The sequence below is a fragment of the Pseudacidovorax sp. DMC4 genome, from assembly GCF_056314265.1.
Genome location: NZ_JBQUYR010000004.1, coordinates 272,055 through 297,209, shown reverse-complemented (window position 1 = coordinate 297,209; position 25,155 = coordinate 272,055). Strand labels below are relative to the sequence as shown.

23 protein-coding genes and 1 pseudogene are annotated in these 25,155 nt (G+C 71.1%); 15 read left to right on the top strand and 9 right to left on the bottom strand.

Annotated elements, in window-relative coordinates:
- Position 1 precedes the first annotated feature (1 nt).
- The gene (locus ACT54X_RS10110; protein ID WP_294367418.1) at positions 2-799 is read left to right on the top strand and encodes a LytR/AlgR family response regulator transcription factor; all 798 of its coding nucleotides are present in this window, start codon (positions 2-4) and stop codon (positions 797-799) included.
- A 108-nt stretch (positions 800-907) separates the two neighbouring features.
- On the opposite strand, the gene ACT54X_RS10105 is transcribed toward ACT54X_RS10110, so the two are convergent.
- Positions 908-1,237 (bottom strand): hypothetical protein, encoded by a 330-nt coding sequence (locus tag ACT54X_RS10105; RefSeq protein ID WP_294367414.1) that lies wholly within the window; start codon positions 1,235-1,237, stop codon positions 908-910.
- A gap of 201 nt (positions 1,238-1,438) precedes the next feature.
- Here ACT54X_RS10105 and ACT54X_RS10100 point away from each other — a divergent pair, with 201 nt between their 5' ends.
- From ACT54X_RS10100 to ACT54X_RS10070, 7 genes and pseudogenes are all read left to right on the top strand, one after another.
- A complete protein-coding gene (locus ACT54X_RS10100) occupies positions 1,439-3,325 on the top strand; it encodes a glutamine--tRNA ligase/YqeY domain fusion protein (protein WP_294367412.1) in 1,887 nt (628 codons plus the stop codon).
- Positions 3,326-3,567: 242 nt separating this feature from the next.
- Positions 3,568-4,263, top strand: a complete 696-nt coding sequence (locus ACT54X_RS10095; protein WP_476346417.1) for a uracil-DNA glycosylase family protein — start codon at positions 3,568-3,570, stop codon at positions 4,261-4,263.
- 100 nt (positions 4,264-4,363) lie between these two features.
- Positions 4,364-4,912 (top strand): annotated as a pseudogene (locus ACT54X_RS10090) (pseudouridine synthase); the annotation flags it as partial.
- Between the two features lie 182 nt (positions 4,913-5,094).
- Positions 5,095-6,453: a cache domain-containing protein gene (locus ACT54X_RS10085; RefSeq protein WP_476346334.1), complete on the top strand. Its 1,359-nt coding sequence runs from the start codon at positions 5,095-5,097 to the stop codon at positions 6,451-6,453.
- Entirely contained in the window at positions 6,450-7,094 is a 645-nt protein-coding gene (locus ACT54X_RS10080) for a response regulator (protein ID WP_476346332.1), read from the top strand. The genes ACT54X_RS10085 and ACT54X_RS10080 overlap by 4 nt, the downstream gene beginning before the upstream one ends.
- Before the next feature lie 130 nt (positions 7,095-7,224).
- Positions 7,225-9,303 carry a carbon starvation CstA family protein gene (locus tag ACT54X_RS10075; protein ID WP_476346330.1) on the top strand — a complete coding sequence of 693 codons (2,079 nt, stop codon included), beginning with the start codon at positions 7,225-7,227 and terminating at the stop codon, positions 9,301-9,303.
- Positions 9,304-9,319: 16 nt separating this feature from the next.
- A complete protein-coding gene (locus ACT54X_RS10070) occupies positions 9,320-9,532 on the top strand; it encodes a YbdD/YjiX family protein (protein WP_476346328.1) in 213 nt (70 codons plus the stop codon).
- Positions 9,533-9,554: 22 nt separating this feature from the next.
- Here ACT54X_RS10070 and ACT54X_RS10065 read toward each other — a convergent pair whose 3' ends face one another.
- Positions 9,555-11,126 carry a tannase/feruloyl esterase family alpha/beta hydrolase gene (locus tag ACT54X_RS10065; protein WP_476346327.1) on the bottom strand — a complete coding sequence of 524 codons (1,572 nt, stop codon included), beginning with the start codon at positions 11,124-11,126 and terminating at the stop codon, positions 9,555-9,557.
- A gap of 181 nt (positions 11,127-11,307) precedes the next feature.
- Complete coding sequence (locus ACT54X_RS10060) at positions 11,308-12,423, bottom strand: YeiH family protein (protein WP_476346325.1); 1,116 nt, start codon at positions 12,421-12,423, stop codon at positions 11,308-11,310.
- A 116-nt stretch (positions 12,424-12,539) separates the two neighbouring features.
- Here ACT54X_RS10060 and ACT54X_RS10055 point away from each other — a divergent pair, with 116 nt between their 5' ends.
- Complete coding sequence (locus ACT54X_RS10055) at positions 12,540-13,481, top strand: LysR family transcriptional regulator (RefSeq protein ID WP_476346323.1); 942 nt, start codon at positions 12,540-12,542, stop codon at positions 13,479-13,481.
- Positions 13,482-13,561: 80 nt separating this feature from the next.
- Here the strand turns inward: ACT54X_RS10055 and pcp are convergent, their stop codons facing one another.
- Positions 13,562-14,233, bottom strand: a complete 672-nt coding sequence (gene pcp / locus ACT54X_RS10050; protein ID WP_476346321.1) for a pyroglutamyl-peptidase I — start codon at positions 14,231-14,233, stop codon at positions 13,562-13,564.
- A 97-nt stretch (positions 14,234-14,330) separates the two neighbouring features.
- Here pcp and ACT54X_RS10045 point away from each other — a divergent pair, with 97 nt between their 5' ends.
- A complete protein-coding gene (locus tag ACT54X_RS10045) occupies positions 14,331-15,209 on the top strand; it encodes a peptidoglycan DD-metalloendopeptidase family protein (RefSeq protein ID WP_476346319.1) in 879 nt (292 codons plus the stop codon).
- A 171-nt stretch (positions 15,210-15,380) separates the two neighbouring features.
- The gene (locus ACT54X_RS10040) at positions 15,381-15,614 is read left to right on the top strand and encodes a hypothetical protein (protein ID WP_294367388.1); all 234 of its coding nucleotides are present in this window, start codon (positions 15,381-15,383) and stop codon (positions 15,612-15,614) included.
- Positions 15,615-15,629: 15 nt separating this feature from the next.
- Here ACT54X_RS10040 and ACT54X_RS10035 read toward each other — a convergent pair whose 3' ends face one another.
- Both ACT54X_RS10035 and ACT54X_RS10030 read right to left on the bottom strand, forming a co-directional pair.
- Positions 15,630-16,409 carry an oxygen-binding di-iron domain-containing protein gene (locus tag ACT54X_RS10035; RefSeq protein WP_294367386.1) on the bottom strand — a complete coding sequence of 260 codons (780 nt, stop codon included), beginning with the start codon at positions 16,407-16,409 and terminating at the stop codon, positions 15,630-15,632.
- 105 nt (positions 16,410-16,514) lie between these two features.
- The gene (locus tag ACT54X_RS10030; protein ID WP_476346317.1) at positions 16,515-17,453 is read right to left on the bottom strand and encodes a LysR family transcriptional regulator; all 939 of its coding nucleotides are present in this window, start codon (positions 17,451-17,453) and stop codon (positions 16,515-16,517) included.
- An 85-nt stretch (positions 17,454-17,538) separates the two neighbouring features.
- Here ACT54X_RS10030 and ACT54X_RS10025 point away from each other — a divergent pair, with 85 nt between their 5' ends.
- Positions 17,539-18,330: a substrate-binding domain-containing protein gene (locus ACT54X_RS10025; RefSeq protein WP_294367382.1), complete on the top strand. Its 792-nt coding sequence runs from the start codon at positions 17,539-17,541 to the stop codon at positions 18,328-18,330.
- 107 nt (positions 18,331-18,437) lie between these two features.
- On the top strand, positions 18,438-19,418 hold the full coding sequence (locus ACT54X_RS10020) for a Bug family tripartite tricarboxylate transporter substrate binding protein (protein ID WP_294367380.1): 981 nt from the start codon (positions 18,438-18,440) through the stop codon (positions 19,416-19,418).
- A 58-nt stretch (positions 19,419-19,476) separates the two neighbouring features.
- On the opposite strand, the gene ACT54X_RS10015 is transcribed toward ACT54X_RS10020, so the two are convergent.
- Positions 19,477-20,376: a LysR family transcriptional regulator gene (locus ACT54X_RS10015; protein WP_476346415.1), complete on the bottom strand. Its 900-nt coding sequence runs from the start codon at positions 20,374-20,376 to the stop codon at positions 19,477-19,479.
- A 242-nt stretch (positions 20,377-20,618) separates the two neighbouring features.
- Between ACT54X_RS10015 and aptA the strand changes: the two genes are divergently transcribed.
- On the top strand, positions 20,619-21,977 hold the full coding sequence (gene aptA, locus ACT54X_RS10010) for an omega-aminotransferase AptA (RefSeq protein WP_476346314.1): 1,359 nt from the start codon (positions 20,619-20,621) through the stop codon (positions 21,975-21,977).
- A gap of 29 nt (positions 21,978-22,006) precedes the next feature.
- A complete protein-coding gene (locus tag ACT54X_RS10005; RefSeq protein ID WP_294367377.1) occupies positions 22,007-22,351 on the top strand; it encodes a hypothetical protein in 345 nt (114 codons plus the stop codon).
- A 46-nt stretch (positions 22,352-22,397) separates the two neighbouring features.
- On the opposite strand, the gene ACT54X_RS10000 is transcribed toward ACT54X_RS10005, so the two are convergent.
- Both ACT54X_RS10000 and ACT54X_RS09995 read right to left on the bottom strand, forming a co-directional pair.
- On the bottom strand, positions 22,398-22,643 hold the full coding sequence (locus ACT54X_RS10000) for a hypothetical protein (RefSeq protein ID WP_294367375.1): 246 nt from the start codon (positions 22,641-22,643) through the stop codon (positions 22,398-22,400).
- 126 nt (positions 22,644-22,769) lie between these two features.
- Positions 22,770-25,151, bottom strand: coding sequence for a PAS domain S-box protein (locus ACT54X_RS09995; protein ID WP_294367373.1), 2,382 nt, complete (start codon positions 25,149-25,151; stop codon positions 22,770-22,772).
- Positions 25,152-25,155: the final 4 nt, after the last annotated feature.

Genomic DNA, 25,155 nt, shown 5'->3' with positions numbered 1-25,155 from the left:
GATGCCCACCGCCCTGATCGCCGAAGACGAACCGCTGCTCGCCCAGTCCCTGCAGGTCGAACTGGCCCGCGCCTGGCCCGCCCTGCAGGTGACGGCCGTTGTCGGCGATGGCCTGAGCGCCGCCCGAGAGGCGCTGCGGCTGCGCCCCGACGTGCTGTTCATGGACATCCGCATGCCCGGTCAGGACGGACTGGCCGCCGTCGAGGAGGTCGCCGAACGCTGGCCTTCGGACGAGGCGCCGATGCCGCAACTGGTCTTCGTCACCGCCTACGACGAATACGCCGCGCGCGCCTTCGAGGCGCAGGCGCTGGACTACCTGATGAAGCCGGTGCAGCCGCAGCGGCTCGCCCGCACCGTCGCCAGGCTGCAGGAGCGCCTGGCCGCGCCCGCGGCCCTGCCGCAGCAGGCACTGGCGCAGTGGCGCGACCTGCTGGGCGCCGCCTCCCCGCCGCGCGGCGAATCGGCGCCGCTCAAATTCATCGCGGCCAGCAATGCCGGCGGGTCGACCGTGCGCATGGTGCCGGTGGACGAGGTCCTGTATTTCGAGGCGGCCGACAAATACGTGCGCGTGTTGACGGCCGATGCCGAGCACCTGATCCGCACGCCGCTCAAGCAATTGCTGCCGCAGCTCGATCCGCAGCGCTTCTGGCAGATCCACCGCGCGGTGGTGGTGCGGGCCGACGCCGTCGACGCCGTCCATCGCGACGAGGCGGGGCGCATGCAGCTGACGCTGCGCGGCCGGCCGAATGAGCCGCTGCCGGTGAGCCGGCTCTATGCGCCGCTGTTCCGGGCGATGTAGCGAACAGGCCCGAAAAGTACGCAGCGCCCACGAAAAAGCCGCCTTCCGGCAGGCGGAAAGGCGGCTCGATTCGCGGCATGGACCGGCCGTGAAGCCGATCCACTGCCCTCAGCGCCAGTGGTGATGGTGGCGGTAGTAGTAAGGCCCCGGGCCGTAGTAGACCGGCGCCGGCTCGTACACCACCGCCGGCGGGGGCGGACGGTAGTACACCGGCGGCGGCGGCCGGTAATACACCGGTGCGGGCGGGGCCACGTAATAGGCCGGCGGCGGGCCGTAGTACGCGGGCGGCGGCGCCGCCACTCCCACGGCCACGCCCGGCACCGACACGCCCAGCGACCAGCTCACCTGCGCGCTGGCCGACGATGCGGCAAACAGGGCACCCGCTGCAACGGCGGCAGCCGCCGCCCACTTGAAGAAGCCCGTGCGAGAGACATTCATCTCGATCTCCTGGAAAAACTGGGGAAGGAGGGCATTCGCAAAACTGCCGTCCACCTGACCCATAGAACGGCCGATGCCCCGGAAAGGTTCACCCGTGAACGTGACGTTGGTTGCCAGACGTAACCCCTCCGGCATCGTGGAGGCCACTTGCGCTGCAGCGCGGCGAAACCATCGACGCCGGGCCACCCATAAAATTCCCCGATGACTTCTCCCACTGCCCCGCACGGCGACAACAAGAACAACGGCGGCAAGCAGGCTGCCGCGTCCGCGGCCCCGGCCGCCCCGAGCAACTTCCTGCGCCACGTCATCGAAGCCGACCTGGAACAGGGCACCTATGACTCGCGCCGCTGGGGCGGTGGCCCGGGCGACGGGCCCTACCACCAGGCCGGCATGCCCGATCCGGCGAAGATCCGCACCCGCTTCCCCCCCGAACCCAACGGCTACCTGCACATCGGCCATGCCAAGAGCATCTGGCTGAACTTCGAGCTGGCCAAGGAATACGGCGGCGTGTGCCACCTGCGCTTCGACGACACCAACCCCGAGAAGGAAGAGCAGGAGTACGTCGACTCCATCCGCGAGGCGATCCGGTGGATGGGCTACTCCACCGCCCTGGCCGACATGCCCGCGCAGCCCGGCACCGCGCAGGACCACATCTACTACGCCAGCAACTACTTCGACTTCATGTACGGCGCGGCCGAGCACCTGGTGACGGCCGGCCACGCCTACGTGGACGAGCAGACGCCCGAGCAGATGCGCGCCAACCGCGGCGACTTCGGCACGCCCGGCACCGACAGCCCCTTCCGCAGCCGCACCCCGGAAGAGAACCTCGCCCGCCTGCGCCAGATGAAGAACGGCGAGCTGCCCGACGGCGCCGCCGTGCTGCGCGCCAAGATCGACATGGCGAGCCCCAACATCAACCTGCGCGACCCCACGCTCTACCGCATCCGCCGCGCCACGCACCACAACACGGGCGACCAGTGGTGCATCTACCCGATGTACACCTTCGCGCACCCCATCGAGGACGCGCTGGAGCAGATCACCCACAGCATCTGCACGCTGGAGTTCGAGGACCAGCGCCCCTTCTACGACTGGCTGATGGCCCGCCTGATCGAAGGCGGCCTGCTCACCGCCCCGCCGCCGCGGCAGTACGAATTCGCGCGGCTCAACGTCACCCACGTCATCACCAGCAAGCGCAAGCTGCGCCAGCTGGTCGAGGAAGGCCATGTGGACGGATGGGACGACCCGCGCATGCCCACGCTGGCCGGCCTGCGCCGCCGCGGCTACACGCCCGAGGCGCTCAAGCTCTTCTGCGAGCGCAGCGGCACCACCAAGTCCGGTGGCGCCTGGACCGAGTACGCCGCGCTCGAAGCCGCGCTGCGCGATGCGCTCGACCCTGTGGCGCCGCGCGCCATGGCCGTGCTCGATCCCCTCAAGCTCGTGATCACCAACTGGGACAGCGCCATGGGCGCCGGCCATCTGGAGCCCTGCACCGCCCCGGTCAATCCGCATGACGAGGCTGCGGGCCACCGGCATTTCCGCTTCGGCCGCGAGCTGTGGATCGAGCGCGAGGACTTCATGGCCGTGCCCGAGAAGGGCTACCGCCGCCTCTTCCCGCCGCACACCAACGCCGCCGGCCAGCCGGTCGAAGGCAACAAGGTGCGCCTGAAGTACGGCTACGTGGTGCAGTGCACTGGCTTCGAGCAAGACGCCGACGGCCGCGTGACCCAGGTGCTGGCCGAGGTCCTGCCCGACACCAAGAGCGGCACGCCCGGTGCCGACAGCGTGAAGGTCAAGGGCGTGATCGGCTGGGTGGGTGCCCATGACGCCGTGCCGGCCCAGATCCGCCTCTACGAGCGCCTCTTCAAGACCGAGCAGCCCGGCAGCGCCGACAACATCGCCGACGAACTGAACGACGCCAGCCTGAGCACCGTGCAGGGTTACGTCGAAGCCGGTCTGGCCGGCGCCGCGCCGGAGACGAACTACCAGTTCGAGCGCCTGGGCTATTTCGTGGTCGACGCCAAGGCCTCGGCCGAGGGGCGGCTGGTGTTCAACCGTACGAGCGGGTTGAAAGACAGCTGGGGGAAATGAGCGAAGAGCCGGTCCCTGGCAAGTCGGTGGCACATGCAGCCTCTGCGCAAGGCTTGGACCGTGCGCCGCCGACGCGGGAGTCGCTGCTTGAATTCATGCAGCGCTCACCGTTTGCTGGTGAAGACGGTTTGCCGGCAGCGCGGGACACGAGTGCCACGCGCGACGTGTCGTCATTCCTGGCCGACGACGCGGCACCATGCGCGATGCCGCATCCCTCGCCCGCTGATTCTTGATCCGTGACGATGACGGACGCGACGCTATCGCCGGCCCAGCACGCCAGCTTCCGGCAGTTGGCTGAAGACTTACCGGGTATCGACCGCGAGGCCTACGAATCGGCCGGCCGGGACTGGCGCGATCCGGTCATCGGCCTGGGGCCGCGGGATGCGGCGCTGTGCATCTTCGGCCGCGACCCGGGGCGCACCGAGGCGCAGCACGGGCAGCCCTTCCTCGGCAAGGGCGGGCAACTGGTGCGCGCGGCGCTCCATCGGCAGCGGCACGGAGCCAACGCGCCGGCGCCGGACTTCGATGCGTCCATCCGCGCCGGCTCAGGCGTGTTCTGGCTCAACACGGCGCCCTACAAGCCCGTGGGCAACAAGGCCTGGTCGATGGCGATCAAGCGGCGCTTCCAGCCGCTGATGGCGGAGCTGCTCATCGACCTGTGGCAAGGCCGCGATGGCCGGCGCACCGTGATCGCGCTGGGCCGGGAGGCCTTCTTCTGGTTCGGCATCGGGCAGCCTGCAGCGGTGGATACGGCCCTCGACGACTTCTGGGCGCTGGGCGACGAACGCTATGCCCGCACGCTGGAGGTCGGCTACGCGCACGGCGGCGTCACGCACCCCATCACGCTCGCGGCGCTGCCGCATCCATCGCCGGCCAATGCGGTGTGGTTCTCGCGCTTCTCGGCGCTGATGGATGCACGCCTGCGGGACTTGAGCTGACGCCCCGGCGCCTCAAGGCGCTTCGTCGCGAGGATGGCTGCGGACGATTGCGCCATGGCGACGACCGGACTTGAAGGCGGGGCTATGCTCGCCGCCGTCCATGACTGCGCCATCGCCCCGCCTCATCCGCTTCCACAAACCCTACGGCGTGCTCAGCCAGTTCACGCCAGAGGGACGCTGGCGCGGACTCAAGGAGTTCATCGACCTGCCCGGCGTGCATGCGGCCGGCCGGCTCGACGCCGACAGCGAGGGGCTGCTCCTGTTGACGAGCGATGGCCCGCTGCAGGCGCGCATCGCCGATCCGCGGCACAAGATGGAGAAGACCTACTGGGTGCAGGTGGAGGGAATCTGCACCGACGAGGCGCTGGCGCAGCTGCGAAACGGTGTGGTCCTCAACGACGGGCCAACGCTGCCGGCACGCGCGCGCCGGCTCGATCCACCGCCGCAGCTGCCGCCCCGCGAGCCCCCCATCCGCGAGCGCAAGAACATTCCCACCGACTGGATCGAGCTGGCCATCCGCGAGGGCCGCAACCGGCAGGTGCGGCGCATGACGGCGGCGGTGGGCCTGCCGACGCTGCGGCTGATCCGCGTCGCCATCGGCCCCTTCGTGCTCGACGGACTGGCGGCCGGCACCTGGGAGGCGCTGGAGGTGCCGCCGGTGCTCGATGCGCCGGTGCCCCGACCGCCACGCCCCGGGGGCAGTGGTGGTGCCCCTGGGTCCCGGCCCGCGGGCCCGCGGCGGCCGTCCAGCCCGCGCAGCGCGGGCCACCGGCCCGACGCTTCCGATCCAGCCCCGGCGCGCCGCACCCCGCCGCCCGGCCGCCGCCGCCCATGACCCTGCGCACCAAGATCATCGCCCTGGCCGTGCTGCCGCTGCTCGCGGCCCTGGGCCTGGTCGCCTTCGGCCTGCAGCACCAGTCGCGCGACCTGCACCGCCGCGAGCGCCTGCTGATCGAGCAGAGCCACATGGCCCAGCGCCGCGGCGAGCTGCGCAGCTACGTGGACCTGGGCCTGAGCGTGATCCGCCCGCTCTACGAGCGCGGCGACGACGCACCCACACAGCATGAGGCGCTGCGCCTGCTGGGCACGCTGGACTATGGCAACGACGGCTACTTCTTCGTCTACGACCTGCAGGGCCACGTGCTGATGCATTCGCGCCAGCCCGAGCTGGTGGGCCAGTCGCTGTGGGACCTGCGCGATTCGCAGGGCCGCTACACCATCCGCGACCTGATCGGCCGCGCGCGGGCCGGCGGCGGCTACGTCGAATACGAATGGCGCAAGCCCTCGGCAGGCGGTCTGGCGCCCAAGCTGGGCTATGTGCAGGCGCTGGACCGATGGCAATGGATGGTGGGCACGGGCCTGTACCTGGACGACATCCAGGCCACGCTCGACGCGCTGGACCAGCAGACCAGCGGCAACGTCAGCGGCACCCTGCTGTGGATCGCCGCCATCGCCATGCTCTCGCTCGCGGCCGTGAGTGCCGGGGGGCTGCTGCTTAACCTCAGCGAGCACCGCGTGGCCGAGGCCAAGCTGCGCCAGCTGGCGCGGCGCGTGGTGCAGTCGCAGGAGGAAGAACGCGCCCACCTCGCCCGCGAGCTGCACGACGGCACCAGCCAAACGCTGGTGTCGGCCAAGCTGCTGGTCGAATCGGCGGTGGATGGTCTGCAGCGCGAGGGCCGACCCGTCCCGCCGCTGCTAACGCGAGCGCTGCAGCGCCTGGGCGAGGCACTGCTGGAAGTGCGCCACATCTCGCACCGCCTGCGGCCCGCGCTGCTCGACACCCTGGGCCTTCCCGCCGCGCTGGAGCGCCTGGTGGACGAAGCCGGCGGCGCAGGTCCCACGGTCGCGCTGCAGGTCACCGGCGAAGCCGGCGAGCTGCCGGCGGAGGCCAAGACCGCCCTCTTTCGCATCGCGCAGGAGGCGCTGACCAACGTCCAGAAGCACGCTGGCGCGGCCCACGCCGACCTGCGCCTGCACTTCAGCCCCGACCGCGTGCGCCTGACGGTCGAGGACGACGGCCTGGGCTTCGACGTCGAGGCCGCGCAGGCCGACCCGCACCGCGGCCTGGGCCTGCGCCACATGCGCGAGCGCATGGAAGCCGTCGGCGGACGGCTGCGCCTGCAGTCCGCCCCCGGGCACACCACCGTCACGGCCGAGCTACCGCGCACCTTCAAGGAAATCTCCGCATGAACCCCGAGACGCCCGTGCGCCTGTTCCTGGTCGACGACCATCCGCTGGTGCGCGATGGCCTGCGCGCCCGGCTGGAGGCGCTGCCGGGCCTGCGCATCGTCGGCGAAGCCGGCAGCGCGGCCGAGGCCCTGGCCCAGGTCGATGCCGCGCGGCCGGACCTGATGCTGGTCGACGTCGGCATGAAGGACCTGAACGGCATCGAGCTGGCCGCCCTGCTGCTCGCCCGGCCCACGCCGCCGCACGTCGTCATGCTCAGCATGTACGACAACCCCGAGTACGTGCAGCGCGCGCTGCAGGCCGGCGCGCAGGGCTACGTGCTCAAGGATGCGCCGGCCTCGGAAATCGTCGCCGCCATCGAGGCCGTGGCGGCCGGCGGCACCTTCCTGAGCCCGGCGGTGTCGAAAAAGCTGTTCCGCAACCAGGCGCCACGGCCGCTGCTCACCCCGCGCGAGAGCGAGATCCTCTCGGCCATCGGCCGCGGCGAATCCAGCAAGCAGATCGCCCGCGAGCTGGGCCTGTCGGTGCGCACGGTGGACGCGCACCGACAGAGCATCAAGCGCCGACTGGGGATCGAGGGGCAGGCGGAGCTGATCCGCTATGCGGTGGAGCACACGCGGCAGTTCGGCCCGGACGGCCGCTGAAGGCCTCGCACAGCGCACCAGGGTTGTCCCTTAGGCAATCCCTCGCGGACTTCCCACGCACTGCAACGGATGCGCCGCCCGGCGCCGCTTCCGACACTCGATGGGTTTTCACCCTCGAGAGACAACGCACATGCAAAGCCTCCGCCGCCACCTCGTGTGGCTCGTGGTGGCGGTCGTCGGCGCCTTCGCGCTGGCCACCGTCGCCCTCACGCGCGGCGAAAGCGTCAACGCCCTGTGGGTCGTGACCGCCGCCGTCTGCACTTACCTGATCGCCTACCGCTACTACAGCCTCTTCATCGCCGACAAGGTGCTGGGGCTAGACGGCTCGCGCAAGACGCCTGCGCACCGGCACAACGACGGGCTCGACTACGTGCCCACCGACAAGAACGTGCTGTTCGGCCACCACTTCGCGGCCATCGCGGGCGCCGGCCCGCTGGTGGGCCCGGTGCTGGCGGCGCAGATGGGCTACCTGCCCGGGCTGCTGTGGGTGCTGGCGGGCGTGGTGTTCGCCGGCGCGGTGCAGGACTTCATCGTGCTGTTCATCTCCACCCGCCGCGACGGCCGCTCGCTGGGCGACCTGGTCAAGCAGGAGATGGGCGCGGTGCCCGGCATGATCGCCCTCTTCGGCACCTTCATGATCATGATCATCATCCTGGCGGTGCTGGCCCTGATCGTGGTGAAGGCGCTGGCCGAATCGCCCTGGGGCACCTTCACGGTCGCGGCCACGGTGCCGGTGGCGGTGTTCATGGGCCTGTACCTGCGCTACATCCGCCCGGGCCGCATCGGCGAGGTGTCGGCCATCGGCTTCGTGCTGCTGATGGCCGCCATCTTCGGCGGCCAGGCGGTGAGCGAGAACGCCACCTGGGCCGCGATGTTCACCTTCGACGGCAAGGCCCTGACCTGGATGCTGATCGGCTACGGCTTCGTGGCCGCCAGCCTGCCGGTGTGGCTGCTGCTGGCACCGCGCGACTACCTGTCGACCTTCCTCAAGATCGGCACCATCGTGGCGCTGGCCATCGGCATCGTGATCGTGATGCCGCAGCTGCAGATGCCCGCGCTCACGCAGTTCGCCAATGGCAACGGCCCGGTGTGGTCGGGCTCGATGTTCCCCTTCCTGTTCATCACCATCGCCTGCGGCGCGGTGTCGGGTTTCCATGCCCTGATCTCCTCGGGCACCACGCCCAAGATGCTGGACAACGAGCGCCATGCGCGCTTCATCGGCTACGGCGGCATGCTGGCCGAGTCCTTCGTCGCGGTGATGGCGCTGGTGGCGGCCTCTTGCATCGAGCCGGGTATCTACTTCGCCATGAACAGCCCCGCCGCACTGGTGGGCAGCACCGCCCAGCAAGCGGCGGCCACCATCTCCGGCTGGGGCTTCGTGGTCACGCCCGACATGCTGGCGCAGACCGCCCGGGACGTGGGCGAGCACACCATCCTGGGCCGTGCGGGCGGCGCGCCCACGCTGGCCGTGGGCATGGCGCACATCCTGCACCAGGTGATCGGCGGCCAGGCCATGATGGCCTTCTGGTACCACTTCGCGATCCTGTTCGAGGCGCTGTTCATTCTGACGGCGGTGGACGCCGGCACGCGCGCCGGCCGCTTCATGCTGCAGGACCTGCTGGGCAGCTTCGTGCCCGCGCTCAAGCGCACCGACTCGCTGCCGGCCAACCTGCTGGCCACCGCGCTGACGGTGGCGGCCTGGGGCTACTTCCTGTACCAGGGCGTGGTCGATCCGCTGGGCGGCATCAACACCCTGTGGCCGCTGTTCGGCATCTCCAACCAGATGCTGGCCGCCGTGGCGCTGATGCTGGGCGTGGTCGTGCTGTTCCGCATGAAGCGCGAGCGCTATGCCTGGGTGGCGGCGGCGCCGGCGGTGTGGCTGCTGGCCTGCACGCTGACGGCCGGCTGGCAGAAGATCTTCTCGTCCGACCCCAAGGTGGGCTTCCTGGCCCACGCGGCGCGCTACACCGAGGGCCTGGCCAACGGCGTGCTGGTCGCGCCCGCCAAGACGCCCGAGGCCATGGCCCGCATCGTGTTCAACGACCGGCTGGACGCGGGGCTGTGCGCCCTTTTCATGTTCGTGGTGCTGAGCGTGCTGGTCTACACCGTGCGCGCCTGCCTGTCGGCCCGCGCGGCCAACCGGCCGACGGTGCACGAGACGCCCTACGAGCCGATGGCCGCGGGCGCGCGTGCGGCCGGCGCCCATTGACCGGCACGTGCGCGCCATGGTGAGCCTCGCCACCCTGCCCGAGACCGGGCGCTATATCGCCCGCTCGGTGCGCCAGTCGCTGCGGCTGATGGTGGGCCTGCCCGACTACGACACCTACCTGTCGCACATGGCGCAGACCCATCCGGACCGCGCACCGATGAGCTACGAGGAGTTCTTCCGCGAACGGCTGGAGGCGCGCTACGGCGGGGGCAAGGGGCGCTGCTGCTGATCGGCGGCGCCCTGGCCAACGCTCACCGGCAGGCGAAGCTGGCCGCCTTGTCCACATCGCCGCCCAGGTACTGCGCGACTTGCGGAAAGGCGCACACCGGCCGGCTGCGCTCGCTGCCGTCGGTTCGGCGCTGGGTGGCCAGCAGCGCGGCCGGCGCGCGGCCCGTCTCGGTCCAGTCGATCACGGCAGTGACGGCATCGAGCACGTTCGGGGCGTCACCGCCGCCGCAGTGCTGCATGCCGGGCACCATGAACACGCGGTAGCTGTCGTCCAGCTTGGGGGTGGCGCGCGCCGCCTCCTCGTGGTAGCCCACGCTCATCATCGGATTGAGGGCCGGATCGGCCCAGCCGTGGTAGGTGATCATCTTGCCGCCGCGGGCCGCAAAGGCGCTCAGGTCGGGGTTGCGCGCATCGACCAGCGTGCTGATGAACCCGGTGGACCGGAAGCCCTGGTCCAGGTCGAAGCTGCGCCAGTCGGCATCGGGCCGGCTCGCCGGTTGGTCGGCGAAGTAGCGCAGGAAGGTCTGGGCATAGGCGCTCTGGCGGGTCTCGCCAGGCGGCAGGGCCTGCGCGCCCGAGGTCGCGGCCGGGGCCTGCGGCATGGAGACGAACCATTCCGCCCAGCCGCTGGTGCCTCTGGCGTCGGGCGCCTCCGAGCCCCAGGGCCAGGCCGGGAACACGCTCTGGCCCTTGTGCTGCATGTCCCGGTGCACCGCCTCCAGCGCGGCGACCTGCGCCTCGCTCAGGCCCGGGAAGTCCGCCCTTGGGTCGATGACGCAGCGGCGCGGGTCGGTGATCACGCCATCCTTCAGGCCGTCCACCGCATCGCACTTGGCCATGATGGCGCGGCCGATCTGCGACAGCTGCGCGCCGGTGAAGCCGGCCTTGGCGATCAGCGGCGCGTACGACACGTAGTCGTACATCGTGCCAGTGAAGTTGAGCACCGGCGCACCCGCGGCGATGCCGTCGAAGTCGGCCGGATAGCGCTGCGCCGACATCAGGCCCTGCCGCCCGCCGGTGGAGCAGCCGTCGAAATACGACTTGGCGGGCTTGCGTCCGTAGAAGGCGGCGGCCAAGTCCTTGGACGCCTGCGCCGTCAGGTGCACGGCGCGAAAGCTGTAGTCGACCAGCTTGGCCAGGTCGTTCTGCGCGAAGCTGCCCAGCGGCTGCGCGATGGCATCGTGGCCGGTGTTGGTCTGCGCGGCGACGAAGCCGCGCTTGAGCGCCTCGTCGCGCAGGGCCACGCGGCTGGGTGCATCGATGCGCTCGCCGGCATAGCCGCCGTTGCCGCGCATGTAGAGCCGCCCGTTCCAGCGCAGGGGCAGCGCCACCTCGACCAGCACCTCAGGGTCGAGCATGGCGACGATGCGGCAGAAGTCCGGCACGCCCTGCGCGGCCGGCGTGACGGTGGCGCTGAGCACGGTCAGCCGCGTGCCCTCGACCGAGGTCACCTGCTGGCCGAGCCGCGCACAGTCGCCGGTGGCGGCGAGGCTGGCCTCGGCGTAGCGCGAAGCCGACTGGGCGGAATCGCGGAAGCTGCCGGCGTTCTGCGCCTGGGCGGCGCCACCCAGCGCCGCGAGGCAAAGGGCAGACATTCGAAGGGAGGAAGGGAGGGTCATACGTGTCTCCTGGTTGTTGGCGTTCCGCCGCCGGAAGGCCGTGCCCGGCGAGCGGCGGGCTTTCATGCCGAAGCCCGCGCCCAGTGTGCCCGCCCGGCGGACGAGCCGTCGTCGCCTGCGCTACGCGGCGCAGCCGGTGCGCCTGCCGCGAACCGGATCAGCTGCCCAGCACCAGCCGGCTGATGACCGCCCCGCCCACCACCAGCCAGAGGGCCAGCACGGCGGCGAGCAGCAGCGGCCGGGGACCGGCCTGCCGGATGGCGCCCAGCCGCGTGCTGAAGCCCAGGGCGCCCATCGCCATGGCGAGCAGCAGGTTGTCCAGCGCGTTGGCCGCCTGCACGGCCTCGGCCGGCAACCAGTGCAGCGAATTGAGCAGCACCACCGCCACGAAGCCGAAGGCGAACCAGGGCACGGCCAGGCGTGCGGCGGGGGCCGTGCAGTCGCCGGGCTTCGCGCCGTGTCCCGCATGGCGGGTTTCGGGCCGCCGGCCCAGCCAGGCGGCAAGCATCAGCAGGAAGGGCGCCAGCATCATCACGCGCACCATCTTCGCGATGACCGCCGTGTCGGCCGCCTCGGGGCCGATGCCGCGCGCGGCGGCCACCACCTGCGCCACCTCGTGGATGGTGGCGCCCGCGTAGAGGCCGAAGCCGTGCTGGCCCCCGGGCACCAGTGCCCAGTGCTGGTTGAGCGCATACAGCGCCGGGTACGTGAAGATGGCCAGCGTGCCGAAGACCACCACCGTGGCCACGGCCACCGTCACCTGCGCGGGGCGGCCGCGCACCACCGGCTCCGTCGCCATCACGGCGGCAGCGCCGCAGATCGCGCTGCCGGCGCCGATCAGCATCACCGTCTCGCGCTCCATGCGCAGCCAGCGCAGGCCCACCCAGCAGGCGATGCCGAAGGTGGAAGCCAGCATCAGCGCGTCGACCAGCACGCCCGCCAGGCCGACGTGGCCGATGTCCTGCACCGTCAGGCGCAGGCCGTAGAGCACCACGCCCAGCCGCAGCAATTGCTGCTTGGCCATGCCGATGCCCGGCCCGGGCCGGGCATGCCAGTGCGCCGGCACCCCGTTGCCGGCGACCATGCCCAGCACGATGGCCAGCGTGAGCGCGCTCAGACCGCTGTGCGCCAGCGCCGGGATCTGCCCCAGCACCATGCCCCCGGCGGCCAGCAGTCCGGCCAGGGCCAGACCGGGCAGATGGCGCGCGCCCCAGGACACCGGCGCTGCGGCCGGCAAGGCGTATGCAGGATGGGGATGGACCTCGGTGTTCATGGCAAGCCGCTGTGTCAGTGGGAATGGCATCGACTCTAGGCACCGGCCTTCGACCCGTCCAACGGGTAATCTGGCTAGGATCGAGCGACTGGATCGCTCGATGGAGATCCCCGCCCATGGACATGCCCCACCTCACCCTGCGTCAGATGCGCGTCTTTGCCGCCGTTGCCCAGGCGGGCAGCACCGCAGCGGCGGCCCAGGCCATCGCGCTGTCGCAGTCGGCCACCAGCTCGGCCCTGAACGAGCTGGAACGCCTGCTGGGGCTGCGCCTGTTCGACCGCAACGGCAAGCGCCTGGTGCTCAACGACGATGGCCGCCGCGTGCTGCCGCGCGCCCTGGCGCTGCTGGACGCCGCGGCCGACATCGAGCGCCTGGCCCACGACGGCGGCGACGCCGACGCGCTGGCGCTGCGCATCGGCGCCAGCACCACGCTGGGCAACCATGTTCTGCCGGCGCTGCTGCGCGACTTTCTGGGGGCGCAGCTGCAGGCCGCGCCGGCCGGCTGGCAGGCGCGCGTGCGCATCGGCAACACCGAGGCCATCTGCGAGGCGGTGGCCGCCTTCGAGCTGGACGTGGGCCTGATCGAAGGTCCCAACCGCCTGCCCGCCCTGGCCAGCACGCCCTGGCTTCAGGACGAGATGGTGCTGGTCGCCGCGCCCGGCACCTTCGGCACCGCGAACAATGCAGCGCGCGTGCCCACGCGCCGCCTGCGCGAGTCGCTGTGGCTGCTGCGCGAGCCCGGCTCCGGCACCCGCGAGGTGACCGACCAGCTGCTGCTGCCGCACCTGGGCGCGCATGCGCGCAGCCTGGAAATGGGCAGTTCCGAGGCGATTCAGCAGGCGGCGGTGGAAGGGCTGGGCGTGGCCTGCCTCTCGCGCTGGGTGGTGCAGGAGGCGCTGGCCGCCGGCCGGCTCGTGGCGCTGCAGACCGCGCTGCCGCCGCTGCGGCGGCAATGTCACCTGGTGCTGCACCGGCACAAGCAGCCGACGCGGGCGCTGTCGCGCTTCTGGGCCATGGCCCTGGCGCGGGCCGCGGCGGACCACGACGGGGCGCGCTGAGCGCGGCCAGGGACCGGGAGCGGCGACGCACCACCGCAGGCACAGCGGTCCATCCAACGCCGCGCAACGGTCCGGCCGGCTCAATGCAGAGTGCCGCCGCCCTCCACGATGTCCGTGTCGACGTGCAGTGCGGTGCGCAGCATCAGGCGCACGCCCTCGACCTGCTCACCCAGCGCCAGGGCCGGCTCGCCGGCGTGCTCGGCCAGTTGCGCAGGCAACCAGGGCAGGTGCGCGAAACCACCACGCACGCCCGCCAACGGCAGGCGCGTGGCGAGCCGGTGCATCAGCGCAAAAAACAGGTGGTTGCAGACGAAGGTGCCCGCGGTGTTCGACACCGCGGCAGGAAGGCCCGTGGCCTGCAGCGCCCGCACCATGGCCTTGATCGGCAGGGTCGAGAAGTAGGCGGCCGGGGCGCCAGGCACCACGGGCCGGTCCACCGGCTGGCGTCCCGCGTTGTCGGCAATGCGGGCGTCGTCGATGTTGATGGCGACGCGCTCCAGCGTGATGCCCGCCCGCCCGCCGGCCAGGCCCAGCGCGACGACCAACAGCGGCGGGGCGCCTGCGGCCAGGTGCTCGTCCAGGCGGGCCACTGCGTCGTCGAAGACGCAGGGCAGGCAGACGGATTCGACCACCACGCCGGATGCCAGCACCTCGCGGTCGAGCGCGCGGGCCACTTCCCACGAAGGATTGAGGGCATCGCCCCCGAAGGGCTCGAAGCCCGTCAGCAGAACCCGGCGAAGTGGCGTGGACATGGACACAGGAAGGAACGCAGGCGCCCGCAAGGGTATCGCAGACAGGTAGGCTCCATGCCTGCCAGGCCGCCAGGCCGCTCGCCTGTCCATCCCGCCCATGATCCAAGACTTTCGATTCCCGAACCGCCGCCGCACGCTGCTGGGCCTGTGTGCCCTGCCTCTGTTCACTCCCTTTGCGACGCACGCCGCGCGGCCTGTATCGGCCGGGCCCGAGCCGGGAGTGTGGCCGCATGCATCGCAGGTGCCGGGCGGCGTGGCGCGCCTGCCGCTGGGCCCTGCCAATCAGCGTCCGCGCGTCACGACGGAAGCCGGCCTGCCCGTGCTGGTGGTGGGCGACGCCATCGCCTGGACGGCCATCGTCGGCATTCCGCTGGCCGCGCAGCCCGGCGAGGCCCATGTGCGGGTCGGCGAGGCGGGCGGCAGCCGCCGCATCCCCTATGCCATCGCGCCCAAGCGCTATGCCGAGCAGCGCCTCACCGTGGCGCCGAAGACCGTCGACCTCTCCGCCGCGGACCAGGCCCGCTACGAACGCGAGCGCGACCACCAGGCCGGCGTCATGGCCACCTTCAGCGACCCGCTGCCCGCCGAGCTGGCCATGGCGGTGCCGGTGCCCGGCCGCCGTTCCAGCTCCTTCGGCCTGCGCCGCGTCTTCAACGGCCAGGCCCGCAATCCGCACAGCGGCATGGACATCGCCGCCGGCACCGGCACGCCCGTGCGCGCACCGCTGCCCGGCCGGGTGATCGACACGGGCGACTACTTCTTCAACGGCGGCACGGTATGGCTGGACCATGGTGGCGGTCTGCTGAGCATGTACTGCCACCTCAGCCGCATCGACGCCAAGGTGGGCGACCGCCTGGCCACGGGCGACGCCTTCTGCGCCGTCGGCGCCACCGGCCGCGTGACGGGGCCGCACCTGCACTGGGGCGTGATGCTCAACCGGACGATGGTCGATCCGGCGCTGTTCATCGAGGCCTGATCCGCGTCGGCAGACCCATCGGCGGCAGGCCGCCAGCGCGCGAATTCGCCCCTGCCGCGCCGCAGCATGCGCCGCCGTCCGACACGGCCGCCCGCCCCGGCCCTGATGCAATCCGCAGTGAGGCGGGTCGCAGTGGAAGGCCCGCCCGAACCATCGTCCGAGGAGAAACGAATGCCCCAATTTGCCACCATCCATGGCCATGTCACCTTCACGCCCGGCGACGGCGCGCCCATCGAGATCCCGGAAGGCCGGGTCGAGATCCTGGAAGCCGACGACAGCGTCACCCTGTCGTGGGAAGCCGAGCCCGGCACCGTCGGCACCACCGCCATGCCGCGCCTGCAGTACGACCAGTACGTGGAGGCCGGAAAGATCCGCCCCGAGGCAGGCGATCAGGCCGCCGCCTGACGCGATGCAGGACGCCTACCCCAGCACGCCCACCGGCATGAGGTAGGCGTCCTGCCCCAGCAGGTCGATCCCACACTGCAGGGATTCGGCCCAGTCCAGGAAGGCGCCAATGGCCGGCCCGGCAAGCGGCGCCCCGTGCTGCGGCACCAGCAGCGCGATGTCCAGTTGGCGCGCCATGCGCACCCACAGCCGCATCACCTTGTTGGACACCATGTAGCGGCGGTGGAAGGCCTCCATGTGCGGGCGGATACGGGCAAAGTCGGTGACCGGCGCCTGCGCTTCGGCACCGCCCACCATCGAGGCGCCCAGATCACCGGAGAACAGGATGCGGCTGACCGGGTCGTAGAACTGGAAGTTGCCCTCGGAATGGAGAAAGTGCGCGGGCAGCAGCCACAGTTCGCTGCCGCCAAGCTTCAGCCGGCCGCCCTCGTCGGGCACGGGCAGGACCCTGTCCGCCGTCTTCCCACTCTTGGCGAAATGCGGCGCGAAGCGTGCCCAGATTCGCGAGATGACCAACTGCGCCGAGGTGGTCGTCAGCCAGCGGTCGAGCGAGGCAATGATGTCGGGATCGGCATGCGAGGCGATCAGGTAGCTCAGTCGGCTCGGCTGGAAGTGCCGCGTCATGCCCAGGAAGAGCTCATTGAAGGCGATGTTGCCGCCCGGGTCGATGATCGCGCCCACGCCCTGGTCGATCAGCAGGAACTGGTTGCACTGCACCGCCTCGCCGCCGTCGCGGACCAGGTCGGTGAACATCAGGCAGGCATGCTGCGCGTCGCGGTAGAGCTCGATGGGCACGGGGCCGGCGCCGGGGCGCGGAAGACGAGGAACGGAGGATTCTTGACCTGAGTCCACCGCATGTCGATGCGGCGCCCGCTGCTTTCGCCGCCTGTTTGAGTTGGATCAACCGGAGGCCGAGTCGCCAGCCTTCGCGGCGCGCGCCGGCGCTTCGCACCAAGCCGTACGCAGGTGCGACAGGAAGCGCTGCGCCAGCGGCGACGGCGTGGCACCCGCCAGCGTCAGCACCCCCATGCGCCGGGTCAAGGGCACGTCCGCCAGGTGCAGTCCCTTGAGCCTGGGATCGCGCACGGGCAGGGCCAGCTCGGGCACCAGGCCGACGCCAAGGCCGGCCTCCACCATTGCAAGCAGCGCGCTCACATGGCCAACTTCCAGCCAGGCCGGCGGAGGACGCTGGTCGGCACCCAGGCCGGCATCGAGCAGGCGCCGGTTGCCACTGGTGCGCGCCACCGCCACCCATCGCTCGCCCGAGAACATCGCCAGGTTGGGCGAGCGCTTGCGCGCGAGCGGATGGTCGCGGCGCACGGCCAGCACGTAGCGCTCTTCCAGCAGGGGCTCGAAGTTCAGCGCGGGGTCGGTCACGCCGCTGAAGCCCAGGCCGAAATCGGCCTCGCCGGTGCGCACGGCGGCCGCCACTTCGTCCATGCCGCCGTCCATCAGCCGCACCCGTACCTGCGGCAGCCGGCGGCTGAAGCCATCGATCAGTTGCGGCATGCGCGCCGTCGCCACCGTCGGCACGCAGGCGATGGAGAGGCGGCCGGCATGGCGCGCGGCGATCTCGTGCACGCCGAGCACCGCGGCCTCCAGGTCGTCAAGCACCAGGCGTGCCCGCGACAGGAAGGATTCGCCCACCCGAGTCAAACGCACGTCGCGCGTGGTGCGCTCGAAGAGACGTGCGCCGAGCAGCTGCTCAAGCCGGTCCACGCGGCGGCTGAGCGCGGCGGGCGAGAGGTGAAGGTCTTCTGCTGCTGCCCGAAAGCCGCTTCGGTCGGCGACCGCCACGAAGGCCTGCAGCTGCTGGAGATCGAAATTGATGCGTGGCACGCAACAAGTGTATTGAACGTTGCACTTGTCGTAACAACGCGGGACGCCGACGATGCCGGCCGGTTTCAACCCATCCTCCAAGAACATGACCGAGACAAGCCTGAAGCGAAGCTTCGCCTGCGCCGCCCTCTTCCTCGCCTTCACCGGCACGGCCCTGGCCGAACCCCTGACCGTCGTCTCCTCCGGTGGCTTCGCGGCGGCCTACAAGAAGCTGGTGGCCGAGTGGCAGAAGCAGCCCGACCACGCGGTCGACTCGCAGTGGGGCCCGTCGATGGGCGCCACCAAGAACGCCATTCCCCAGCGCCTGGACCGCAAGGAACCCATCGACGTCGTCATCATGGTCGGCGATGCGCTCGACAAGCTGATGGCCACCGGCCAGCTGGTGCCGGGCTCCAAGGTCGTGCTGGCCGATTCCACCATCGCCTGCGCCGTGCCCCAGGGCGCACCGCGCCCCGACATCGGCACCGTCGACAAGCTGCGCCAGACGCTGCTGAATGCCCGTTCGGTGGCCTGGTCCGACAGCGCCAGCGGCGAATACATCGAGCGCGAGATGCTGCCCAAGCTGGGCATCGCCGAGCAGATGCGCGGCAAGGGCCGCAAGATCCCCGCCACGCCGGTGGGCGAGATCATCGCGTCCAAGGAGGCCGATTTCGGCTGCCAGCAGCGCAGCGAACTGCTGCCGGTGCATGGCATCGACATCGTGGGCGACCTGCCCGCCGACGTGCAGTACGTGACCGAGTTCTCCGCCGCCATCGTCGCCAGCAGCCCGCGCCGCGAGGAGGCCACGCGCTTCCTGCGCTTCCTGGCCACGCCCGAGAACGCCGAGGTCATCCGCTCCACCGGCCTGGTGCCGATGACCAAGGGCGGCGCGCGCTGAGCATTCCCAGGCTCGGCCGCCGCACGCGGTGGCCCGGCCCGCGCCGTGCTTGTCTGCGCCGGCGCCTTTCCTTCTCTCTCCCTCTCTCCTCTCCGGACCCGCCGACCATGCGATCGATCTCCCGCCGCGCCGTGCTGAGCGCCCTGGCCTTTTCCACCCTGACCGGCGCTGCCGGCATTGCCGCGGCGGCCGACTGGCCCTCCAAGCCGATCACCCTCATCGTGCCCTTCGCGGCCGGCGGTACCAACGACATCCTGGCACGCATCGTGGGCCAGAAACTGTCGACGCAACTGGGCGTGCCGGTGGTGGTGGACAACCGCGGCGGTGCCGGCGGCACCCTGGGCGCCGGCATCGCCGCCCGCGCCACGCCGGACGGCAACACCTTCCTGATGGCCGCCATCGCCCACGCTGTGGCACCGGCGCTGTACAAGAGCCTGCCCTACGACTTCGGCCGCGACTTCGACCCCATCGGCCTGATCGGCACCACGCCGAACGTGCTGATCGTCAACCCGTCGGTGCCGGCCAAGACCGTGCCGGAACTGATCGCCTATGCCAAGGCGAATCCGGGCAAGCTCAACTACGGCTCGGCCGGCCCCGGCAGCACCGAGCACCTGGCCGGCGAACTGTTCCGTGCCATCACCAAGACCGACATCACACACGTGCCCTACAAGGGCGGCGCGCCCATGATGGCCGACCTGCTGGCCGGCAACATCCAGATGGCGCTGGAGACCAGCCCCTCGGCCTCGCCCCACATCAAGGCCGACAAGGTGCGTGCCCTGGCCGTGACCTCGGCCGCCCGCTCGCCCATCTTCCCCAACCTGCCGCCCCTGGCCGAAGCCGGCGTGCCGGGCTACGAGATGACGACCTGGTTCGCGCTCATGGCCCCGCACAACACCCCCGCCGCCGTGCAGGAGCGCATGCAGAAGGAACTGCGCACCGTGCTGGCCAACCCCGAGGTCAAGACGCGCTTCGCCGAGCAGGGCGTGACGGCCGGCAACATGACGCCGGCCGAAGTGCGCAGCTTCGTGCAGCGCGAGACCCAGCGCTGGGGCGACAGCCTGCGCAGCGCGGGCGTCAAGCCCGAATAAGGGACGGCGCGGGCCCGTCCCGCACGGCTGAGCAAGCCGTCCCGCGTGGCCGGCTTTTTCATTGGGGCGAGCCCGCCGCCGCGTGCGCCTCCTGCAGGCATTGCGCGAAGAGCGCGGTGGCCCGCGCCGGCTGCGGCGAGCGGCGCCACACGCCGACGAAGCGGCAGTCGTAGACGAGACGCTGCGGCGCCAGTGCCCGCAGCCGGCCCTCGCGCTCGAAGCCGGCCGCGTAATGGTCCGGCAGAAAGCCCAGGTAGCGGCCCGACAGCAGCAGCAGCGCGATCGCCTCCTGGTCGTAGCCCGTGGCCCGGCGCGTCAGGCGCGCGCGGTGGCTCAGCTCCATGTTGGGCGAGTGGTAGCCCAGGCCGGCGAAGGCATGGCGGCGCAGGTCGGCCCAGTCCAGCGCGGCGGTGTCGGCCTCGAACAGCGGATGGCCGAGGCCGGCGTAGAGCTGCATCGTCTCGCCGAACAGGTCGGCATAGGCCAGGCTCTGCGAGGCCCGGTGCGCCGGCACCACCCCCACATGGAAGCGGCCGTCGATCACGCCGCGCTCGATGGCGTTGAGCGAAGCCACGTGCACGTTCAGCGACACGCTGGGCGCGCGTTCCGCAAAGAGTGCCATCGCCTCGCCGATGCGGGCCTGCGGGTTGCTGGCCGTCTTGTCGAACAGCGCCACCTCCAGCTCGCCGCCCATGCGGCCGTGGATCTCGTCGATGCCGCCGCGGAAGGTGTCCACCGCCGCCAGCAGGCCCAGCGTCTGCTCGTAGACCTTCTGCCCTTCGGGCGTCAGCGCGAAGCCGGTGCGCCCGCGCCGGCACAGCGTCAGGCCCAGGCGCGTCTCCAGGTCCTTGACGTGGCGGCTGACGGTGGAGGTGCCGATGTTCAGTTCCAGCTCGGCCGCCGTCATGCCGCCGCAGTCGACCACCGCCTTGAACACGCGCAGCAGGCGCAGATCCATGTCGCTGACCTGGCCGAGCACGGCCCGGCCGCGCGGCCGGGCCTCGTCGGCGGCGGCAGCAGCCGGCGCGGCTGTCGGCCTCGGCTTGACCTTGCTCACGGGCGGCGGCGATGCAGCGGGAGCGGCGGCACGCGACTTTCTTGCTTGCATGGATCGTCAAGTGAACAGTGATGAATGTCCATTTTCGCCAGTATCGGCATCGCCACAATCACGCCCATCCCCGAACTTTTCCCACCGCCACCATGAGCTCCACCCTCGCCTCTCCCGCCCCGGCCTCCGCCGTACGCACCGACGCCGCCTGGCTCGAAGCCCACTGGATGCCCTTCACCGGCAACCGCCAGTTCAAGGCCGACCCGCGCATCATCGTGAGCGGCAAGGGCGCGTACTTCACCGACGCCGACGGCCGCAGGATCTTCGACGGCCTGTCGGGCCTGTGGTGCACGGGCCTGGGCCACTGCCGCAACGAGATCAGCGAGGCCGTGGCCCGCCAGGTGGCCACGCTGGACTACTCGCCGGCCTTCCAGTTCGGGCATCCGCTGTCCTTCGAGCTGGCCAACAAGGTCAAGGACCTGATGCCGAAGGGCCTGGACTACGTCTTCTTCACCGATTCGGGCTCCGAGTCGGCGGACACCTCGCTCAAGCTGGCCCGGGCCTACTGGCGCGCCAAGGGCCAGGGCACCAAGACCCGCCTGATCGGTCGCGAGAAGGGCTACCACGGCGTCAACTTCGGCGGCATTTCCGTCGGCGGCATCGGCGGCAACCGCAAAACCTTCGGCCAGGGCGTCGAGGCCGACCATCTGCCCCACACCCAGCCCGCCATGGGCACCTTCGCCAAGGGCATGCCCGAGGTGGGCGGCGTGGAGCTGGCCAACCGCCTGCTGGACGTGATCGCCCTGCACGACGCGTCGAACATCGCCGCCGTGATCGTCGAGCCCTTCTCCGGCTCGGCCGGCGTCGTGATCCCGCCCGTTGGCTACCTGCAGCGCCTGCGCGAGATCTGCACGCAGAACAACATCCTGCTGATCTTCGACGAGGTCATCACCGGCTTCGGCCGTGCCGGCGCCATGACCGGTGCCGAGGCCTTCGGCGTGACGCCCGACATCCTGAACTTCGCCAAGCAGGTGACCAACGGCGTGCAGCCGCTGGGCGGCGTGGTGGCCACCAAGGAGATCTACGACACCTTCATGGCGGCGGGCGGCCCCGACTACCTGGTGGAGTTCCCGCATGGCTACACCTACTCGGCCCACCCGGTGGCCTGCGCCGCCGGCATCGCCGCGCTGGACCTGCTGATCGCCGAGGACGGCCCCGGTCGCGTGAAGGCACTGGCGCCCTATTTCGAGACCGCGGTGCACAGCCTCAAGGGCGCAAAGCATGTGGCCGATATCCGCAACTTCGGTCTGGCCGCGGGCATCACCATCGCGCCGGTGCCCGGTGAGCCGGCCAAGCGGCCCTATGAAATCGCCATGGCCTGCTGGAAGAAGGGCTTCTACGTGCGCTACGGCGCCGACACCATCCAGCTGGCGCCGCCCTTCATCACCGAGCGTGCAGAGATCGACCGCCTGATCAACGCCGTGGGCGAGGCGCTACAGGAAGTCGCCTGACGTTCAGCCGCTCGTGCTTCAATACGGGGATGGACGCCCGAAGCACCGCCGCCACCACCCGCCCCGCCGTGATGATGCAGGTCCTCGTGCCCGACGGCACGCTGGCCCAGCACAGCACGGCGTTGGAGGCCGCACATGACGTCTTTCGTGTGACACGGGTGGCGCCGCAGTTCGCCTGGCAGGCCATGGAAAAGCTGGCCGACTGGGAGCAGTCGGGCGCCACTGGCGACTGCCCGCTCAGCGAGGCCGAGGACCTGGCCATCGACGTCCTGCTCTGCGCGCAGGAGGCCGCCAACCAGTCGCTGGGCGTGCGGCCCGGCGAGCCGGCTGTCGAACTGCAGTTCATCGAGGCCTCCGCCGCGCCTTCGCGCTGAACGGGCCGGACGGGCCGGGCCACCACCGCCCTCGCCGCCCGGCCGCTCAATCGTCCTTGCCGCCCGTCTCGGTCTTGCGCAGGCCGCGCACGTTCATCACGGCCAGGCACAGCTGGAGCGCGATGAGGGCCCAGGCCTGCGTGTGCAGGCCCCAGGCTGCCCACATCACGTTGCTGGCCAGGAAGATCCAGAAGCCGGTGTTGCGCCGACGCTTGTCGTTCGAAGCCACGAGCCAGGCCGAGATCACCGAGGCCGCGAACGCGGGCCATTGAAGCAGACCGATCCAATCCATCCGAGTGTTTCCTTGCGGTCCGCAGCAAAGGCGGCCAGGACACCCATCCTGCGTGCGCAGGCACGCGCACCGCGTCGGCGCGCAACAGCCGCCCTTGTCGGCCGCGCGCCGCAGGTGCCGCGCGGCTCAGGTGCCGGGGCACAGCCGCCGCAGCGCCGCCACGAGTTCGTCCAGGTCCAGCGGCTTGACCAGGTGGGCATCGAAGCCCGCGCGGCGCGTGCGCTCCACATCGTCGGGCTGCCCCCATCCCGTAGCGGCGATCAGCCGCACGTCCTGCGCGTCGGGCATGGCCTTGACCGCCCGCGCCACCTCGTAGCCGTCGGGCGAGGGCATGCCGATGTCCAGCACCAGCACGTCCGGCGGCGCATGGACCACCTGGGTCAGCGCCTCGCCGCCCGACAGCGCGACGTGCGCGTCGAAGCCCCGCAGCCCCAGCAGCCGCGCGATGGGCCAGACCGCGTCGGCGTTGTCGTCCACCAGCAGGACCCGCGGCAGGCGCGCCGCGGCGGCGGCGTCCGCGAGACTCGCGGGCGGTTGCGGATCGGGCCGCACCTCGCCGGGCAGCCCGTCGATGGGCACGGCCACGGTGAAGCGCGAGCCCTGGCCCGGGCCCGTGCTGTCGCCGTTGACGCGGCCGCCGTGCAGCTCCACGATGCTGCGCACCAGCGCAAGGCCGATGCCCAGCCCGCCGGCGCCGGGCCGCAGCTCCGAGGGCCGCTGCGCGAACATCTCGAACATCGACTCGACCACGCCGGCCTCCATGCCGATGCCGTTGTCGCTGACGCAGAAGACGAGCTCCCCACCGTGCCGCGCGACGTCGAGCGCGATGCGTCCGCCGTCGGGCGTGTACTTGACGGCATTGGTCAGCAGGTTCGACAGCACCTGGCTCATGCGCACGGGGTCGACGAAGAGCTGCAGCTCCGGCTCGGGAACCGACACCGCCAGCGCATGGGCCGCATCGTCCAGCCCGTGGCGCGTCGACTCCACCGCGGCCTCCACCAGCACGCGCACCGGCACCCAGCGCTTGCGCAGGTTCATACGGCCCAGGCGCAGGCTGGAGACATCCAGCAGGTCGTCGAGCAGCACCTTCATGGTCTGTGCCTGGCGCCGCACGATGTCGGTGGCACGGCCGCGCTCCGGCGCGGGCAGGTCCGGCTCGGCCAGTGCCGTGCCCGCCGCATGGATGGAGGCGAGCGGATTGCGCAGCTCGTGCGACAGCACCGCCAGGAAGCGGTCCTTGCTGCGGTTGGCCGCCTCCAGGGCCTGCTGCGCGGCGCGCTGCTGGCTCTGGTCGCGCAGGATCTTGACGAAACCCACCAGGCCATCGGGCCCGCGCATGGGCATGAGCGCGCCGCTGGCCCAGAAGCGCGAGCCGTCCTTGCGCACATGCCAGCGGTCGTCCATGGCATGGCCCTCGCGCACCGCGGCCTGCAGCTCCAGCCGCGGCGCGCCCGAGGCGCGGTCCTCCTCGGTGAAGACCAGGTCGGCGAAGCGACCCGCGACCTCGGGCTCCGAATAGCCCAGCAGACGTTCGGCGCCGGTGTTCCAGCCGGTGATGCGGCCCTGCAGGTCGGTGGAGAAGATGGCGTATTCGACCGCGTTCTCCACGATCAGGCGCAGCCGTTCCTCGCTGGCGCGCAAGGCGTCCTCGGCACGGCGGCGCTCGCCGATGTCGGTGCTGACGACCACCAGCGAGGGCGTGGCGTCGCCCTGGGCGTCAAGCAGGCCCACGCTGTTGTGCATCCACAGCACCGAGCCGTCCTTGCGCAGGCAGCGCTTCTCGATCTGGAAGGGCTGGTGGTCGCGCAGCAGCCGCTCGGTGCGCTCCATGCTGGCGGCACGGTCCTCGGGGTGGATCAGCTCCATCAGCAGGGTGCCGACGAGTTCGCCCTCGTCGTAGCCCAGCATGCGCGCGTAGTGGCGGTTGACGAAGAAGATGCGGCCCGCCTCGTCGGCCTGCAGCACGCCCACCGAGGCCTGGTTGACGATGGCGCCGAAACGCGCCTCGGACTCGCGCAGGGCCCGCTGCGCCAGCCGCAGCTCGCTGATGTCCACGAAGGTCAGCACCACGCCGGCCACCTGGCCCTCGCCGGTGCGGTGCGGCAGCACACGGGCCAGGTACCAGATGCCGGCGCCGGCCTCCACCTCGCGCTCCACGGGCGTCAGGTGCCGCAGCACGCGGCCGGCGTCGGCCATCAGGCCGGCATAGCGCAGCGGCGTGGCCAGGTCGGACAGCGGCCGGCCCAGGTCGCCGGGAATGAAGCGGAACAGGGCGCAGGCCGCCGGGGTGTAGCGCACCACGCGCAGCTCGCGGTCGAGGAAGACGGTCGCGATGGCGGTGGCGTCGAGCAGGTTGAGCAGTTCGCCATGGCTCTGCTGCAGGGCCTCGATCTCGCGCTCCAGCTCGCGCACGCGCTGGCCGGCCGCGGCCGCATCGGCTGAACCGGTGGCAGCGGGCGGGCCAGGAGGGCCGGGCGGAGGGGCGTGGGAGCGGGCAGGTTCGTCCATGCGG